Annotated in this window: 7 protein-coding genes; all 7 read left to right on the forward strand. The window is 78.5% G+C overall.

Translation table 11 applies throughout. The annotated features are described in order from the left end of the window. Window positions 1-451 precede the first annotated feature (451 nt). The 7 genes from EES41_RS07320 to EES41_RS07350 are packed head-to-tail and all read left to right on the forward strand — an operon-like array spanning window position 452 to window position 17,714. Window positions 452-7,684: a type I polyketide synthase gene (locus EES41_RS07320; RefSeq protein ID WP_164495782.1), complete on the forward strand. Its 7,233-nt coding sequence runs from the start codon at window positions 452-454 to the stop codon at window positions 7,682-7,684. After that, window positions 7,677-12,545 (forward strand): type I polyketide synthase, encoded by a 4,869-nt coding sequence (locus EES41_RS07325; RefSeq protein ID WP_123076675.1) that lies wholly within the window; start codon window positions 7,677-7,679, stop codon window positions 12,543-12,545. Before EES41_RS07320 ends, EES41_RS07325 begins: the two co-directional genes overlap by 8 nt. Further along, window positions 12,529-12,897 (forward strand): acyl carrier protein, encoded by a 369-nt coding sequence (locus tag EES41_RS07330; protein ID WP_254211368.1) that lies wholly within the window; start codon window positions 12,529-12,531, stop codon window positions 12,895-12,897. Before EES41_RS07325 ends, EES41_RS07330 begins: the two co-directional genes overlap by 17 nt. A 5-nt stretch (window positions 12,898-12,902) precedes the next feature. Continuing rightward, window positions 12,903-13,733: an alpha/beta fold hydrolase gene (locus tag EES41_RS07335; RefSeq protein WP_123076677.1), complete on the forward strand. Its 831-nt coding sequence runs from the start codon at window positions 12,903-12,905 to the stop codon at window positions 13,731-13,733. Next, window positions 13,730-14,893: a glycosyltransferase gene (locus tag EES41_RS07340; protein WP_123076679.1), complete on the forward strand. Its 1,164-nt coding sequence runs from the start codon at window positions 13,730-13,732 to the stop codon at window positions 14,891-14,893. The genes EES41_RS07335 and EES41_RS07340 overlap by 4 nt, the downstream gene beginning before the upstream one ends. Next, window positions 14,890-16,806 (forward strand): class I SAM-dependent methyltransferase, encoded by a 1,917-nt coding sequence (locus EES41_RS07345; RefSeq protein ID WP_216827250.1) that lies wholly within the window; start codon window positions 14,890-14,892, stop codon window positions 16,804-16,806. The genes EES41_RS07340 and EES41_RS07345 overlap by 4 nt, the downstream gene beginning before the upstream one ends. Beyond that, on the forward strand, window positions 16,806-17,714 hold the full coding sequence (locus tag EES41_RS07350; protein WP_123076681.1) for a galactokinase: 909 nt from the start codon (window positions 16,806-16,808) through the stop codon (window positions 17,712-17,714). The genes EES41_RS07345 and EES41_RS07350 overlap by 1 nt, the downstream gene beginning before the upstream one ends. The last annotated feature ends 3 nt before the right edge of the window (window positions 17,715-17,717 follow it).

The raw sequence follows: 17,717 nt of genomic DNA on the forward strand, positions 1-17,717 counted from the left end.
GCCTTCCTCCGCATGGCCGTTGACACTGCGGGAAGGTCACCGCACGATGCATCCCGGCGCCAGGGAAGTTGACCACCGTTCAACCGGCCGCGTCCACGGCGGGCCGGACGCGAGCGGGTCCCGCCCGGACGCCACGCAGCCCGAGCACCGCGCAGCCGCAGGCACGGCAGGCACCGCACCGCACCGCAGGCACCGCACAGCCGCAGGCACGGCAGGCACCGCACCGCACCGCTGGCCCCGCACCGCACGGCCGAAGCACCGCAGGTACCGCAGGCACCGCACCGCAGGCACCCGCACCGCACCGCAGGCACCCGTACCGCAGGCACCCGTACCGCGGGTACGCGGGGGCTCCCGCCCCGCGCACTCTCCGCAGTCCTCGTACGGCCCCGGTCCGCCCGGGGTGTGTCGTCCGCCGCGACATGTCACACAGCACCTACTCAGAGGAGCGCCCGTGACCCCCCAGCCCCCGCGATCCGCCCCCACCCGCGACCTCGTCGTCGCGGTCAGCCCGTTCGAAGAGCCGCAGCCACGGATCGTGACCGCCGCCGAACGGGCGGGCGCCCTCGGGCTGCTCGACCTGGGCCGGGATCCCGCCGCCGCCCGGGCCGCCTTCGCCGAACTCGCCCGGCGGCTCGGCGCGGGCCGCCGGTACGGGGTGCGGGTGCCGTGGGGCTGTCCGCTCGGGCCGGCCGACCTGCCGGCCGAGGTGGACACGGTGCTGCTGGCCCACCCGGCCGAGCACACCCCCGAGCGGGTCGCCGCCTGGGCGGGCGCCGCCGGGCGGCCCCGGGTCTGGGCCGAGGCCACCGCCCTCGCGGAGGCCCTCGCGGCGCGGGCCGCCGGGGCCGGGGCGGTCGTCGCCAAAGGGCACGAGGCCGGGGGCCGGGTGGGCGGGGCCACCACCTTCGTCCTCCTCCAGCAGCTCCTCGCCGCCCCCGACCTGCGGATCCCCGTACTGGCCTGCGGCGGCATCGGGCCGCACACGGCGGCCGCGGCCGTCGCGGGCGGCGCGGCCGGGGTGCTGCTCGACGTACAACTGGCCCTGACCGCCGAGGGAGAGGCGGGCCTGCCGGCCGAAGTGGCGGCGGCGCTACGGGCGATGGACGGCTCCGAGACCCGGCTCGTCGACGGCCACCGGGTGTACGCCCGGCCCGACCTGACCCCGCCGCGTGGCCCCGCCGCGGCCCTGCTCGGCGCCCGGGACCTGCGGGCCCAGCTGCTGCCCGTCGGGCAGGACGGGGCCTCGGCGGCCCGGCTGGCCGACCGCCACCGCACGGCGGGCGGGGTGCTCCAGGCCGTACGGGACGCCATCACCGGACACCTGGAGGCGGCGGCCCGGGCCCGCCCGCTCACCCGCCCGCGCCCCGTCGCCCAGGGGCCGATGACCCGCGTCAGCGACCAGGCCGCCTTCGCCGAGGCCGTCGCCGCCGCGGGCGGGGTCCCGTACCTGGCGCTCGCGGTGATGACGGGGCCGGAGGTCCGAAGACTGCTGGCCGAGACGGCGGAGCGGCTCGGGGAGCGCCCCTGGGGCGTGGGCCTGCTCGGCTTCGCCCCGCCCGAGCTGCGCCGCGAGCAGCTCGCGGCCGTCGCCGAGGTGCGGCCGCCGTACGCGATCATCGCCGGCGGCACCCCCGCGCAGGCGGCGCCGCTGGAGGCGGCCGGGACCCTGACCCACCTGCACGTGCCCTCGCCGGGGCTGCTGGAGCGCTACCTCGCCGAAGGGGCGCGGCGGTTCGTGTTCGAGGGGCTGGAGTGCGGCGGCCACGTCGGGCCGCGCGCCTCGTTCCCGCTGTGGGAGGAGCAGATCGAGCGGCTGCTGGCCTGCCCCGAACCGGCCGCGCTGGACGTGCTGTTCGCCGGGGGCATCCATGACGCGCGCTCGGCCGCCATGGCGGTGGCGGCCGCCGCCCCGCTGGCCGGGCGGGGCGCCCGGATCGGCGTGCTGATGGGCACGGCCTACCTGTTCACCGAGGAGGCGGTCGCGGCCGGCGCGGTCCTGCCCGGCTTCCAGCGGGCCGCGGTGGACTGCGCGGACACCGTCCTGCTGCGCACCGCGCCGGGGCATGCCACCCGGTGCGCGGCCACCCCGTACGCCACCACGTTCGAGGCCACCCGGGAGCGGCTCACGACGAGCGGGACCGAGCCGCGCGAGATGTGGGAGGAGCTGGAGCGGCTCAACCTGGGGCGGTTGCGGATCGCCAGCAAGGGGCTGCGCAGGGGCGCGTCGGGCTCGCTGGATCCGGTGGACGCCGAACAGCAGTACGCCGACGGGCTGTTCATGCTCGGGCAGGCCGCCACCCTGCGGACGGGGACCACGACGATCGAGACCCTGCACGCCGAGGTGACCGGGGGCGCCACGGAGCTGCTCGACCGGCGCGCCCGGGAACTCCCGCGCCCGGCCCCCGCCGAGGACGCGGCGGCCGGCCCGTACGACATCGCGGTCGTCGGGATGGCCTGTGCCTACCCGGGCGCCCCCGACCTCGCCGCGTACTGGGCGCGGATCCTGGCCGGGACGGACGCGGTGACCGAGGTGCCGGCCGAGCGGTGGGACCCCGCGCTGTACTACGACCCCGACCCGGCGCGGGCCGGCGAGCGCACCCCGTCCCGGTGGGGCGGGTTCCTCGACCCGATGCCCTTCGACGCCCTCGCGCACGGCATCCCGCCCGCCTCCCTGGCCGGCATCGAGCCGGTGCAGCTGCTGGCCCTGGAGATCTCGGCGCGGGCCCTCGCGGACGCCGGATACGGCAAGGACCGGGCGTTCGACCGCACCCGTACGTCGGTGGTCTTCGGCGCGGAGGCCGGTACCGAGCTGGCCGGCGCGTACGGGCTGCGGGCGCTGCACCCCGGCTACCTGGGCGACCTCCCGCGCGACCTGGACGAGCAGCTGCCGCGGCTCACCGAGGACTCCTTCCCCGGCGTCCTCGCCAATGTGATCGCGGGCCGGGTCGCCAACCGGCTGGACCTCGGCGGCGCGAACTGCACGGTCGACGCGGCCTGCGCCTCCTCGCTCGCGGCCCTGGACCTGGCCTGCCGCCAACTGCGCGACGGCGACAGCGACATGGTGCTGTGCGGGGGCGCCGACGTCCACAACGGGATCAACGACTACCTGCTGTTCGCCTCGGTGCACGCCCTGTCGCCCACCGGGCGCTGCCGGCCCTTCGACGCCGAGGCCGACGGCATCGCGCTCGGCGAGGGCGTGGGCGCGCTGGTGCTGAAGCGGCTCGCGGACGCCGAGCGGGACGGCGACCGGGTGTACGCCGTGGTCAAGGCGGTCGGCGCGTCGAGCGACGGCCGGGCGCTGGGGCTGACGGCGCCCCGGCCGGAGGGGCAGCGGCGGGCGCTGGAACGGGCCTACGCGCGGGCCGGCGTCTCCCCCGCCGAGGTGGGGCTGGTCGAGGCGCACGGCACCGGCACCGTGGTCGGCGACAGCACCGAACTGGCCGTGCTGAGCGAGCTGTTCACCGCCTCCGGGGCGTCCGTCGGCTCCTGCGCGCTGGGGTCGGTGAAATCGCAGCTCGGACACACCAAGTGCGCCGCCGGGCTGGCCGGGCTGATCAAGGCGGCCCGGGCGGTGCACGCCGGGGTGCGGCCGCCGACCCTGCACATCGACACCCCGAACCCGGCCTGGCACGAGGACAGCAGCCCCTTCGCCTTCGTCACCGAGGCCCGCCCCTGGACGGCGCCGGCCGCGCGGCGGATCGCGGGCGTGAGCGCCTTCGGCTTCGGCGGCACCAACTACCACGCCGTGCTGGCCGGTTACGGGGGCGCGGCGGAGCCCCGGCACGGCCGGGAGGAGTGGCCGGCCGAGCTGTTCTGCTTCCGGGGCGAGGACCGGCGGGCGGCGGGCCGGGCGATGGCGCGGCTGGCGGCCCGGCTGGAGCAGAACGACACGGCCGGGCGGCCGTGGGCGCTGCGGGACCTGGCGGCGGAGACGGCGGCCGCCGCCGGGACCGGGCCGGTACGGGTGGCGGTCGTGGCCGCCGGTCTGGACGAGCTGGCGGCCCGGCTGGAGCGGGCCCGGGCGTTCTCGGCGGGCGAGGGGGTCCACGTACGGGAGGAAACGGCGGACCCCGGCCGGGTGGCGTTCCTGTTCCCCGGGCAGGGCAGTCAACGGGTCGGCATGCTGGGCGAGTTGTTCACGGCGTTCCCCGCGCTGCGGGAGCTGCTGGACGAGGCGCCGGCGCCGGTGGTCTCGGCGGTGTTCCCGCCGGGGGCGTTCTCGGCCGGGGCGCGGGCCGCGCAGCGGGCGGCGGTCACCGACACCCGTGTGGCCCAGCCGGCCCTCGGGCTGGCGGGGGCGGCCGCGCACCGGCTGCTGGAGCGGCTCGGGGTCCGCCCGGACTGCGTGGCGGGGCACTCGTACGGGGAGCTCACTGCGCTGTGGGCGGCCGGGGTCTACGGCACTCCGGACCTGCTGCGGCTGAGCGCCCGCCGGGCCGAGGCCATCGTGGCGGCGGCCGGGGCGGATCCGGGGTCGATGGCGGCGGTGTCGGCCGCGCCGGAGGAGGTCCGGGAGATCGCGGAGCGGGCCGGATGCGTGGTGGCGAACCACAACGCGCCACGGCAGTGCGTGATCTCGGGGCCGACGGAGGCGGTGGCCGCGGCGGTGGCCGGTCTGCGGGCGGCCGGGCTCTCCGCCGAACCCCTGCCGGTGGCCTGCGCGTTCCACAGCCCGGTGGTGGCGGGGGCGACGGCCGCGCTCGCCGAGGAGCTGGCCGGGACGGCGGTGGCCGGGGCCACCGTCCCGGTCTGGTCGAACACCACGGCCGAGCCGTATCCGGCCGGGGCCGGTGCCGTACGGGAAACCCTTGCCGGGCAGCTCGCACGGCCGGTCCGGTTCGTGGAGCAGGTGGAGGCCATGTACGCGGCCGGCGTCCGCACGTTCGTGGAAGCGGGGCCCGGGCGGGTGCTGTCGGGGCTCGTGTCCCGCGTCCTCGGCGACCGGCCGCACTCGGTGGTGCCGCTGGACGTGCCGGGCACGCACGGCCTGGTCCGGCTGGTCACCGCGCTGGCCGAACTCGTCGCGGCGGGCGTGCCGATCGCCCCGGAGGCCCTGTTCCGCGGCCGGACGGCCCCCCTGCCCGACCGCGCCCCGCGCCGCCCGGGCTGGCTGGTGGACGGCCACCTGGTCCGCGACGCGGCCGGCGCCCCGGTCCCGGGCGGTCTCCGGCCCGCCCGCCGGGTGTCCGCCCCGGCGGCTCCCCCCGGGGCGCACCCCGCCCCGGCCCCGTCGACCCCCACCACCCGATCGGAGCCCCACGGGATGACGCCGCCCGGATCCTCTCCCCACGCGGAGGCCAACGGAATGCCATACGGAGCCCTGCCCCAGCCCGCCCCGGCCGCGCCGGGCGGCGATCGGCGGGAGGAGGCGGTGCTGGAGTACCTGCGGGGCTCGCGGGCGCTGGTGGAGGCGCAACGGGACGTGCTGCTGCGCTACCTGGGCGCGGCCCCGGCCGCGCCGGCCGCGCCGCACCACCCGGTGCCCCCGGCGCAGGTCAACGGGTGGAGCCCGGCCGCCCTGGTCCCCCCGCCGGTCACCCCGGGCACCGCACCCGCACCCCTGGCCGCAGCCGCACCCGTAGCCCTCGCCGCACCAGGGCTCTGGGGCGAGGCCGCTCCCCCCTCGGACGACGCGGAGCGGACCGCCGCTACGTCGGCCGGGCCGGCCGGGCCGACCGGGCCGGCGTCGGCCGAGGAGGTGATGGAGGTGGTGCTGGAGATCGTCCACACCCGGACCGGCTACCCGTTGGACATGCTCGATCCCGAGCTGGACCTGGAGGCCGACCTGTCCATCGACTCCATCAAGCGGGTCGAGATCATCGGCGCGCTGGCCGACCGGATCGGGCTCCCCCGGGACGCCGCCGGATCGGCCGAGTCGGCCGTCGAGGAACTGTCCCGCATCAAAACCCTGCGGGGCGTCGTCGACTGGGTCACCACCCACACCACCACCGCCGACGCCGATGCCCTCACGGCTCCCGAAGCCGCACACCCGGCCGCTTCGGCTGGCGCAGCCGACGCGGCCGGTGCGGCCGACGCGGCCCGTGCGGCCCGTGCGGCCCGTGCGGCCCGTGCGGCCCGTGCGGCCCGTGCGGCCCGTGCGGCCCGTGCGGCCCGTGCGGCCAGTGCGGCCGACGCGACCGGTGCGGCAGGCGCGACCGGTGCGACCGGTGCGGCAGGCGCGACCGGTGCCGCCGACGCGGCCGGCATGGCCAGCGTGGCCCGTGCGGCCGACGCGACCCGTGCAGCAAGCGCGACCGGCCCGGCCGGTGCGGCCGCGGCCGTCCGGCGGTGGCGGGTGGACGCCGTCCCGATCGGGCGGGCCGACGGGGACGGCGAGGGTCTGCGGGGGCTGCGGATCGGGGTCGTCGAGGACGGTCAGGGCGTCGCCCTCGCACTCGGCGGGGCCCTGCGGGAGCACGGGGCCGAGGTGGTCCCGGTGGCCGGGCAGGGCGGCGTCACCGGCCCGCTCGACGGGCTCGTCGACCTCTCCGCGCTCCGGGCCGGCCACGAGGCCGTCCTGCCCGCCGCGTTCCCCGGGCTGAAGCGCGCCCTCGTCGGCGGCGTGCCCCGGCTGCTCCTCGTCTCCGCCCCCGGCGGCACCGGCCTGCACGGCTTCGCCCGCAGCGCCGCCCTGGAGTTTCCCGCCGCCCTCGTGCGCGCCGTGGACGTCGACCCCAAGGAGGACCCCCGGCAGACCGCGCTGCGGCTGATCGCGGAGCTGGGCTCGGACGCCGGGGAAGGGCTCGCCTCCGTGGGGTACACGTCCGAGGGGACCCGGGTCACGCGCCGGCCGGTGCCCGCGCCCTTGCGGGACGGCCCCGGCGGACCGCCCCTCGGCCCCGGCTCCGTGGTCCTGCTCACCGGCGGCGCCCGCGGCATCACCGCCCAGGCCGCGCTCGCCCTGGCCCGGGCCACCGGCTGCCACGTCGAGCTGATCGGCCGTACGCCCGAACCGGCCCCCGGCGAGGACGCGTTCGCGCAGGCTCGGGACCTGGTCGCGCTGCGCGCCGCGCTCATCGCGGCCGGGCTGCGCACCCCGGCCGAGATCGAGGCGGCCGCCCGCCGGGTGCTCGCCGAGCGGGAGGTACGGGCCACCCTGGCGGCCCTCGCGGGCGCCGCCGCCTCCGTCCGCTACCACCGCGCCGACGTCACCGACGAGCGGGCCGTACGGGCCGTCGTGGCCGACGTACGGGCCCGGCACGGCCGGCTCGACGGCATCGTGCACGGCGCCGGGACCCTGCGCGACGCGCTGCTGCGCGACAAGGAACCGGCCGCGTTCGCCGAGGTGTTCACCACCAAGGTGACCGGCGCCCGCCACCTCGCGGCGGCCGCCGCCGAGCACGGCGACACCCCCGCCCCCGCCTTCCTGGCCCTGTTCGGCAGCGTCGCCGGGGTCTACGGCAACCGGGGGCAGACCGACTACGCCGCCGCCAACGACGCCCTCGACGGCCTCGCCCTCGCCTGGGCGGATTCCTTCCCGGGCCGGGTGCTGTCCGTCGACTGGGGCCCCTGGGCGGCGGAGGCGGGCGGGATGGTCACCCCCGAACTGGAGCGGGAGTACGCCCGGCGCGGTGTCCCGCTGATCGAGCCGGGGGCCGGTACGGCCGCGTTCCTCGCGGAACTCGCGCACGGGACCGACGTACAGGTGGTCCTGATGGCGCAGGACGGCCCCGGCGATGAGTGAGCGGCGGCGGCGCGGCCCCCGGCCGGGCGATGCCGCGATCGTCGGGATGGGCGCGGTGTTCCCCGGCGCCGCCGACCTGGCCGCGTACCGGCGCAACCTGCTCGCCGGGACCGACTGCATCGGCGAGGTGCCGCCCGGGCGCTGGGATCCCGAGGTGTACTACGAGCCGGCCGGCGCCGCCGGGCCGGCGCGGGGCGACCGGTTCTACTGCCGGCGCGGCGGCTTCGTCGACGGTCTGGCCACCTTCGACCCGACCCGGTTCGGCATCATGCCGGCGGCCGCGGAGGGCGCCGAGCCGGACCAGTTGCTGGCCCTGCACGCGACGGCCGAGGCGATCGCCGACGCGGGCGGCGAGGACCGGCTGCCGGCCGACCGCTCCCGGATCGGGGTGGTGCTGGGGCGCGGCGGGTTCATGGGCGTGGCCACCGCCCGGCTGGACCAACGGGTGCGTACGGCGCACCAGTTGGCGCAGACGCTGCGCGAGGTGGCACCGGAGCTGGGCGAGCGGCGGATCGCGGAGGTGCGGTCCGCGTTCCAGGAGGCGCTGGGTCCGGAGCGGCCGGACGCCTCGATCGGGCTGGTGCCGAGTTTCACCGCCGCGCGGACCGCGAACCGGCTGGACTTCCGCGGCCCCGCCTACACGCTGGACGCGGCCTGCGCCTCCTCGCTGCTGGCCGTCGACCAGGCGGTGGGGCTGCTGGCGGCGGGGCGCTGCGACGCGGTGGTGGCGGGGGCCGTGCACCACTGCCACATCGCCACGCTGTGGAGCGTGTTCACTCAGCTGCGGGCGCTGAGTCCGAGCGAGCGGATCCGGCCCTTCGACCGGCGGGCCGACGGGACCCTGCTCTCCGAGGGCACCGGGGTGGTGCTGCTGAAGCGGCTGGCCGACGCGGAACGCGACGGCGACCGGATCTACGCCGTGATCCGCGGCACCGGGGTGGCCGGGGACGGCCGGGCGGCGAGCCTGATGAGCCCGCTCGTCGCCGGCCAGGTGCAGGCGCTGGAGCGGGCCTGGCGGGAGGCCGGGCTGGATCCGCGCGCCCCCGGGGCGCTGGGCCTGCTGGAAGCGCACGGTACGGGCACCCCGGTGGGTGACGCGGCCGAACTGGACACCCTGGCGCAGGTGTTCGGCCCGCCCGAGCCCTCCGGGCGGCCGGGGATCGGCTTCGGCTCGGTGAAGTCGATGGTCGGCCACACCATGCAGGCCTCCGGCATGGCCGGGCTGATCAAGGCCGCGCTCGCGGTGTACGAGGGGGTGCTGCCGCCGACGCTGCACCTGGAGGAACCGCACGCGGAGCTGGCCCGTACCCGGATGCGGCCCGTGACGGCGGCGGAGCCGTGGGAGCGGGGGCCCGGGCCGCGCCGGGCGGGGGTCAACGCGTTCGGCTTCGGCGGCATCAACGCGCACGCGGTGCTGGAGGAGGCGCCCGGCCGCGCCGCCCCGGTCGCCCCCTTGGTCCCGGCCGTGCCCGCCCCGCCGGTACGCCGCTTCCCGCCGCCGGGTTCCGGCGGCGCCGGGGCGCCGGTGGTGGGGGCGGGCGCGCGGGAAGACGTACTGCTGCTCGCGGCCGACGGTCCGGCGGAGCTGGCGGAACTGCTGGCCGCCGGGTCGGCGTCCACGGGCGACGGGCCGTGCCGGCTGGCGGTGGTCGGGCCGACGCCGCGACGGCTCGCGCTCGCGGCCAAGGCGGTGGCGCGGGGGCGGGCCTGGCACGGGCGCGGTGACGTGTGGTTCGTGCCGGAGCCGCTGGGCGGGCGCACGGCGTTCCTGTTCCCGGGTCTGGAGCCGGAGTTCGCGCCGGTCCTGGACGACGTGGCGGACCGGCTGGGGCGGGAGCGGCCCCGGCTCGGCCGCGGACCCGAGCTGATGGAACGGGCGCTCGACGCGATCGCCACGGGCCGCTTCTTCGCGCGGGTCCTGCCGGAACTGGGCATCGAGGCCGATGTGCTGGCCGGGCACAGCCTGGGCGAGTGGGCGGCGATGGTGGCCGGCGGGATGTACCCGCGGGACGCGGCGGACGCCTTCCTGGACTCGCTGCGCCCCGGTTCGCTGAAGGTCCCCGACCTCGTGTACGCGGCGCTGGGCTGCGGGGCGGAGCGGGCCCGGGCGGCGCTGCGCGGGGTGGACGGGGTGGTCGTCAGCCACGACAACTGCCCGCACCAGTCGGTGGTGTGCGGGGACCCCGCCGGGGTCTCGGCCGTCCTGGAGCGGTTGCGCTCGCACGGGGTCCTGGGGCAGGAGCTGCCGTTCCGGTCGGGGTTCCACACGCCGATGTGGGAGCCGTACCTGGGGCAGGTCCGGGCGGCGTTCGCACGACTGCCGCTGCGGCCGGGCGCCGTGCCCGTGTGGTCGGCGACGACCTGCGCGGAGTTCCCCTCCGCTCCGGAGGAGGTACGGGAGCTGGTGGTGCGGCACCTGCTGGAACCGGTCCGGTTCCGGGAGCTGACGCTGCGGCTGTACGAGGACGCGGGCGTGCGGAGTTTCGTGACGCTGGGGCCGGGGAGCCTGCCGGGGTTCGTGGAGGACACCCTGCGGGGCCGCCCGCACCTGGCGGTGTCCACGTCCTCGCCGCGCCTGTCGGGCCTGGACGCCTTGCGCCGCGCCTGCGCGGCCCTCTGGTCCGAGGGCCACGCCCCGGACTGGGACCGCCTTCGCCCCCCGGCGGCCCCGGAGCCGTCCGCCCCGCACCCCGCCGGACCTGCTCCGACGCCCCGGCCCACGCCCGCCGCACCCCCAACGCCCGGCGGTGCCAGTGCCGTTCCCCCGCCGCCCGGCGGCCCCCGGCCCGTCCCCTCGACGCCCGCCGGCGCCCCGGCGGCACGGCCCGGCGGCTCCCGGGCCGTGCCGCTGGACCTCGGGTCCCCGTTGGTCCGCCTGCCCGAGGCGGCGCGCGCCGCGCTGCGCCGAGACCCGCAGCCCGAGCCGGTGCCGAGGCCTGGGCCGGGGCCGAGGCCTGGGCCAGGACCTGGGCCTGGGCCTTGGCCTGGGCCGCAGCCCGAGCCGGTGCCTGGGGCCGGGCCGGTGCCTGGGCCGGTGCCTGAGGCTGGGCCTGGGCCTGGGCCCGGGCCCGGGCCGGGGCCGGGGCCGGGGCCGGGGCCGGGGCGGCCGGTCCTGTTGTCCGCCCTGGACGCGGTTCTGGCCGACACCCGGGCGGCGGCGCGGACCGTCACCGAAGCCTGGACCGCCGCGCCACCGCCTGAGGCTCCGCCCCTGAACCGGGGCGCCGCGAGCCCCGACGGGGCCGGCCGTTCCCCCGGGGGCGTCGCGGAAGGTGCGGGGAGGGCCACGGGGATGCGGCATTCGCTGCGACTGTCGCTCCGGACCCTGCCCTGCGTACGGGACCACCGGGTGTACGCGCAGCCCGACGGGTGGGCCGAGGAGTCGGACTGGTTCCCGGTCGTGCCCATGACGACCATGCTGGAGCTCGCCGCCGACGCGGCCCGCCGCCACACCGGGGCCGGCGCAGCCACCGTCACCGGGTACGACGACGTCCGCGCCCTGCGCTGGCTCCCCGTCGAACCGGCCGTCGACGTCGCCGTCGCCACCCGCGACGACGGCCCCGGCCGGGTCCGGGTCACGCTCGGGGAGTACGCCTCCGTGGTCGTGCTGCTCGGCGGCCCGTACGACGCCCCGCCCGTACCCGACCGCACGCCCCTGACCGCCCCCGGCCCCGCCCCCGTCAACGCCGCCGCGCTCTACCGCGACCGGTGGATGTTCCACGGCCCCCGCTTCGCCGGGGTGCACGAGGTACGGACCGTCGCCGCGGACGGCATCGAGGGCGTCATCCGCGCGCTCCCCGACCCCGGCGCGCTCCTCGACGCGGCCGGGCAGCTCTTCGGGCACTGGATGCAGCTGCGGCTCCCCGTGGACCGGCTGGTCTTCCCGGCCACCGTCGACCGGATCCGCTTCCACGGGCCCCCGCCCGCCCCGCACGCCCTGCTCTCCGTCACCGCCCGGGTCCGGGAGGTCCGTGACGTCACCGTGCGCGGCGATCTGGAGCTGTGCGACGCGGCCGGAAGGGTGTGGGCCCGGATCGACGGCTGGACGTACCGCCGGTTCGGCGCCGACGAGCGGGTCTGGCCGATGAAGTTCACCCCGGAGGTGTGCGGGATCGGCGAACCGCAGCCGGCCGGCTGGTGCCTGGCCCGGCGCCGGTGGACGGACCCCGCCTCGCAGGAGCTGGTGATGCGCCGCTACCTCGGCGCCGCCGAGCGCGCGGCGTACGAGCGGCTCGCGCCCCGCGCCCGCGCGCCCTGGCTGCTCGGCCGGATCGCCGCCAAGGACGCGCTGCGGCAGCTCCTGTGGGACGGCGGCGCGGGGCCGGTGTTCCCGGTGGAGGTGCCGGTCGGCAACGATCCGTCCGGCCGGCCCGTCGTCGGGGGCGCGCTGGCCGCCGGAGTCCGGCTGTCGATCGCCCACAAGGACCGGCTCGCGGTCGCGATCGTCCACCCGGGCCGCCGCGTCGGGATCGACGTGGAGCCGGTCACCGCCGATCCCGGCGCCCTGATCCGCGTCGCGCTCACGCCCGACGAGCTCCGCCTCGCCGAGGAGCTGGCCGCCCGGGACGCCACGGGGCTGCCGGCCGCGCTCACCGCCCTGTGGTGCGCCAAGGAGGCCGCCGCGAAGGCGCACGGCACGGGGCTCGGCGGGCGGCCCAGAGACTGGCGGGTCACCGATGACCCGGGCTCGGGCCCCGGCAGCCTCCGGGTCGCGTCGCCGGACCGCCGCGGCGGGCCCTCGTACCCGGTCCGCACCGCGCCGCTGCCCGAGGACCACGTCGTCGCCTGGACCGCTCACCCGGCGGCGCCCTCCCCCGTCCCCTCCCACCTCATGGAGACCAGCCATGACCACCACCGCTGACACGATCCTCGCGGAGATCACCGGCATGCTCGTGGAGATCGTCGGAGACGAGTTCCTCCTCTCGGAGGAGGTCACGATGCGGACGACCTTCAACGAGGACCTCGCCCTGGAGAGCATCGAGTTCGTCGCGCTCGCCGAGTTGCTGCACCACCGCTACGGCTCCGACGTGGACCTGATGGGGTTCCTCGCGGAGAAGGACATGGACGCGATCCTCGCCATGTCGGTCGGCGAGCTCGTCACGCACATCGGCCGGGTCACGCACGCCTCCCTCGCCCGGGCCGCCTCGGCGAGCGCCCCGGCAGCCCCGGCGGCCCCCGCCGCCCCGTTCCCGACCCCGACCCCGGCGGGCTGACGGCCATGGCGTTCGTCCTCGCCAACGCGCTGCGCTTCCACGTGCAGCGGCTCCCGGCCACCGCCGCGGCGGCCTCGGGTCCCGGCCGGCCCGTGGTGGTCTTCCTGCACGGCCTGGTCGTCGACAACCTGTCCTCCTTCTACTGCCCCCTCGCCCTGCCCGCGGCCCGCGCCGGGCACGAGGTCGTCCTCTACGACCTCCGCGGCCACGGCCGCTCCGAACGCCCCGCCACCGGCTACGACAGCGCCGCCGCCGTGCGCGACCTCGTGTCGCTGCTCGGCGCGCTCGGCCTGGGCCACCGCCGCGTCCACCTGGTCGGCAACAGCCACGGCGGCACCCTCGCCCTGCACACCGCCCTCGCCCGCCCGGACCTGGTCGCCGGGCTCACCCTGCTCGAACCGCCGCTGGGCGGCGCCTGGGTGGAGAACATGGTCGACACCCTCTCGGCGGCCGCGCTCAGCCTGGAGGACAGCCCGGTTCCGGCCGAGCTGCTCTCCCTGCGGCTGCGCAAGGCGGCGAACCTCACCGCGATCGCCGACGACCTGCTGAACCGGACCAGCCTGATCGACGACATGGCCGCGAGCCTCCCCTTCACCCCGGCGGACTACGCCCGGCTCTCCTGCCCGGCGCTGATCGTGTGCGGCGAGCACTCCGAACTGGTGCCGGAGGCGAGGGAACTGGCCCGGCACGCCCCGTACGCCACGATCGAGATCCTGCCGGGCCTGGGCCACGACGTCCTGAAGGAGAGCAGCGGCGTGCTACGGAAATCCGTGCTCGCCCACCTCGAAGCGACGGCCGCCGCGGCGGGAACGGGGACGGGGGCGCTGGTCCGATGAGGGTCCTGTTCACGGTCCCGCCGCTGGCGGGGCACGTCAATCCGACGGTGGCCGTGGGGGCCGAACTGGCCTCCCGGGGCCACGAGGTGGCCTGGTGCGGGCCGGCCGGGGCGCTGGCGCGGCTGCTTCCCGCGCCCGCCCGGATCCTGCCGGCCGGCGAGGAGGCGGGCGGCGCGTACGAGGCGCTGCACGCGCGCTGGCGCGATCTGCGCGGGGTCGGCGCGCTGCGGTTCCTGTGGGAGGAGGCGCTGGTGCCGCTGGCGCGGGCGATGACGCCCGGGGTGACGGACGCGGTCCGCGCCTTCGCGCCCGATCTCGTGGTCGCCGACCAGCAGGCCCTGGCCGGGCCGCTGGTCGCGCGGCGGCTCGGGATCCCCTGGGCCACCTCGGCCACCACCTCCGCCGAACTGACCCGGCCCTTCGCGGACTTCCCGAAGGTCGGCGAGTGGGTCGAGGGGCAGATCGCCGGGCTGCTCGCCGCGTGCGGCGAGGACGCGTCCGGCTGGGACCCGCGGTTCTCGGAGCGGCTGGTGCTGGTGTTCTCCACGCCCGAACTCGTGGGCGCGGCCGACCGGTTCCCGGCGCACTACGCGTTCGTCGGCCCCGCCTTCGGGGCCCGCCCGGCGGCGCCGGTGTTCCCCTGGCACCGGCTGGACCCGGACCGGCGCCGGGTCCTGGTGTCCCTGGGCACGCTCAACCAGGAGGCCGGCGACCGGTTCTACGGCGCGGTGCTGGAGGCGGCCGGACACCTGGGCCGGGACGTCCAGCTGGTACTGGTGGCGCCCGCCGCGCTGATCGGGGCGGTGCCCGCGAACGTACTGGTCCAGGACGGCGTGCCGCAGCTGGAGCTGCTGCCGCACCTGGACGCGGTGGTCTGCCACGGCGGCCACAACACCGTGTGCGAGGCGCTCGCGCACGGGCTGCCGCTGGTGGTCGCCCCGATCCGGGACGACCAGCCGATCGTGGCGCGGCAGGTCGTCGAGGCGGGGGCCGGGGTCCGGGTGCGGTTCGGCCGGCCCCGGGCCGAGGAATTGCGTGACGCGCTCACGGCCGTGCTGGACGACCCCGGCCCCCGCCGGGCCGCCCGGCGGATCCAGGCCTCCTTCGCCGCGGCGGGCGGGACCGCCGCCGCGGCCGACCGGTTGGAGAAGCTGCTATGACACCTCCCGCTTTCCACGGGGTCCGGTGGACCTCCGCGCTGCTGCTGGCCGCGCTCGGCGCGGGTACGGTACGCGCCCGCCGCCGGGTGCGGGCGATCCCGGTGCTGCCGGCGACCCCGCCCGGTTCGGCCGGGCTGCCGCGCGCCGCCGGGTGGCGGCTGCTGACCGCGCGCGGGGTCGAGGCGGACGCGGGGACCTTCCTGGCCGCCTGCGCGCACGCCGAGCGGGAGGGCCTGCGGGTGCTGGACCTGCTGCCCGGGGACCTCGCGGCCGAGCGGCTGCTGGGGCTGCTGCGGCTGGTGGACCCGGCCGGGTACCGGGAGGACCGGCTGGGCGAGGGCCGCGGGGCCGGGTACGCGGTGCTCGTCGCCGAGGAGGTACTGGCCCGCGCCGGGCTGGAGCCGGGCGGGGCGGAGCCGGGCGGGGCGGAGCCGGGCGGCGGACCGCGGCCCGAGCCGGCGGAACTCCTCGCCCTGGTGCGGCGTTTGAAGGAGTACGCGGCCGGCGCGACGGGCCTGGCCGTCGCGCCGGGGCTCAGCGCGGGCCACCCCGCCGAGCCGACCGGGCCGGCGCGGGTCGCCGAAATGCGGGCGCAGGGGCTGCCGCCGGGGGCGCTGGCCGCCGCACAGCTCGGCGGGCTCGCGCTGCTGGCCGGGGTCGCCGCCCGCCAGGGCCGGTGGGGCGCGGCCGCGGCCGGCCTGTACTGGCTACAGCCGTATCTGGCGCTGGGCGGGCCGGGCAGTGCGCTGCGCCCGGCGGATCTGGCCGGGGCGACCGCCGCCCGGCCGGTGCGCTCCCTGCGCGCCGCCGCGGTGACGGCCGCCGCGAGCGCCCGTACGGCGGATCGCCCCGAGGAGGAGGACGCGGCGCGGGCCACCGCCTACCGGGCCGAACTGGCCGCCGGGACGGACCGGTTCCTCGAACCGCGCCGCCAGGACTGCCCCTGGTGCGGTTCGACGCGGCTCACGGTCCGCCTCCGGGTGCCGGACCTGCTCCAGGGCAAGCCGGGCCGGTTCACCCTGGAGCGGTGCGGGGACTGCGGCCACGTCTTCCAGAATCCGCGGCTGACGCCGGAGGGGCTGGACTTCTACTACCGGGACTTCTACGACGGGCGCGGCGGCGAGGGCGCGGGGACCGTCTTCGGGCGGCTCGGCGCCGCGTACCGGGCCCGCGCCGAGATGCTCGGGCCGCACACGCGCGTCTCGGGCCCCGACTCCTGGCTGGACGTCGGCACCGGGCACGGCCACTTCTGCAACGCGGCGCGGGCCGTGTGGCCGCGGACCCGCTTCGACGGCCTGGACATGGGCGACGGGGTCCGCGGGGCCGAACGGCGCGGCTGGGTCGAGGCCGGCTTCCAGGGCCAGTTCCCGGAGTTCGCGGACAAGCTGGCGGGCCGGTACGAGGTGGTCAGCATGTACCACTACCTGGAGCACACCCGGGATCCGCTGGCCGAGCTGGACACGGCCGCGGCCGTCCTGGCCCCCGGCGGCCTCCTGGCCATCGAGCTGCCCGACCCGGAGTCGCGGATGGCCCGGCTGCTGGGTCCGGCCTGGCTGCCCTGGTTCCAGCCGCAGCACCAGCACCTGATCCCGGCGGCGAACCTGCGCGAGGCGCTGGCCGACCGGGGGTTCACCGTGCTGGCCGAGGAGCACGGCCCGGCCCACCAGGGCAATGACTTCGTCGGCGCGGTCGCCCTGACCGCCACCCGGCTGGCCCCGGACCCGGACCGCCCGTGGGCTCCCCCGGCGACGCCCCGGCAGCGGACGGCCGCGCGGGCGGTACGGGCCGCGGCGCTGCCGCTCTTCGCCGGTGCGGCGGCGCTCGACGCGGTGCGGACGGTCGCGGCCCGCCGCACCGACGGCGGGAACGCCTACCGGATGCTGGCCCGCCGCACCCGCGCCGGGGAGCGGTGATGACGGCCGTTCCCGTCGGGGCCGGCGCTCCGGGGCTCGCCCGCCGGGCCACCGCCGACCCGCTGTTCCGGCTCGTCGCCTACGCCCTGGAGGCCGCGCACGAGCGGCCTCCGGCGGCCGTCTGGAGCGCCCCGTACGCCTTCCACCTGGGCTCCCCGGGGCTGGTCGCGGCGGCGGGCTGGCCGGTGGCGGCCGCCGCCGCGCCGCGCGGCGACGGCCTGGTGCGGCTGAGCTCGCTCGGCCACCCCGCCGACAGCTGCGACCTCCCGCTGACCCCGGCCGGGCCGGCGCCCGCCGCTCCGGCCTGGGCCGTGCGGCCGTACGCCGTGCTGCGGGCCCTGGCCCGGGCGGGGTTCGGGTCCGGCGGGACCGACCTGCACCTCCAGGGCTCGCTCACGGCGGCCGCCGGGCTGGCCACGGCGGAGCCCGCCGACTGCGCGGTGGCGCTCGCGGTGGCCGACGTACACACCCGGGCGCAGGAGGAGCCGGACCGCGAGCGGCTGGCCAGGCTGCTGGCGCGGGCGCTGCCGGACGGGGACGACGCGCTGCGCCGGGCGGCGCTGTTCGCCCGGCCCGGTGAGGCGCTGCTGACCACCTCCGGGGGCCGGCGGTACGTGCCCTTCGACCCGGCCGCGTCACAGTCCCGGCTGGTGCTGCTCGCGGTCCGGGGCGACCCCGGGGAGCGGGCGGCGGAGCTGGCCCGGGCGGTGGCGTGCGCCCGCCGGGCCGGGGCGCTGAGCGCGTGGCCGCCCGGGCGGCGGCCGGGGCGGAGCGTGCTGGTGCTGCTGCCCGCGGCACGCCTGACGGCGGTGCGGGCCGCGGTCGCGGAGGAGTTCCGCGGCCGGGGGCGCCCCGTACCGCGCTTCCTGAACATCGCCGTGGCCGGTGCGGCCCGGCGCGAGGAATGACCC

Origin of the sequence: Streptomyces sp. ADI95-16, assembly GCF_003721495.1 — a bacterium.
In the GTDB taxonomy this organism is placed as follows: Bacteria; Actinomycetota; Actinomycetes; order Streptomycetales; family Streptomycetaceae; genus Streptomyces; species Streptomyces goshikiensis.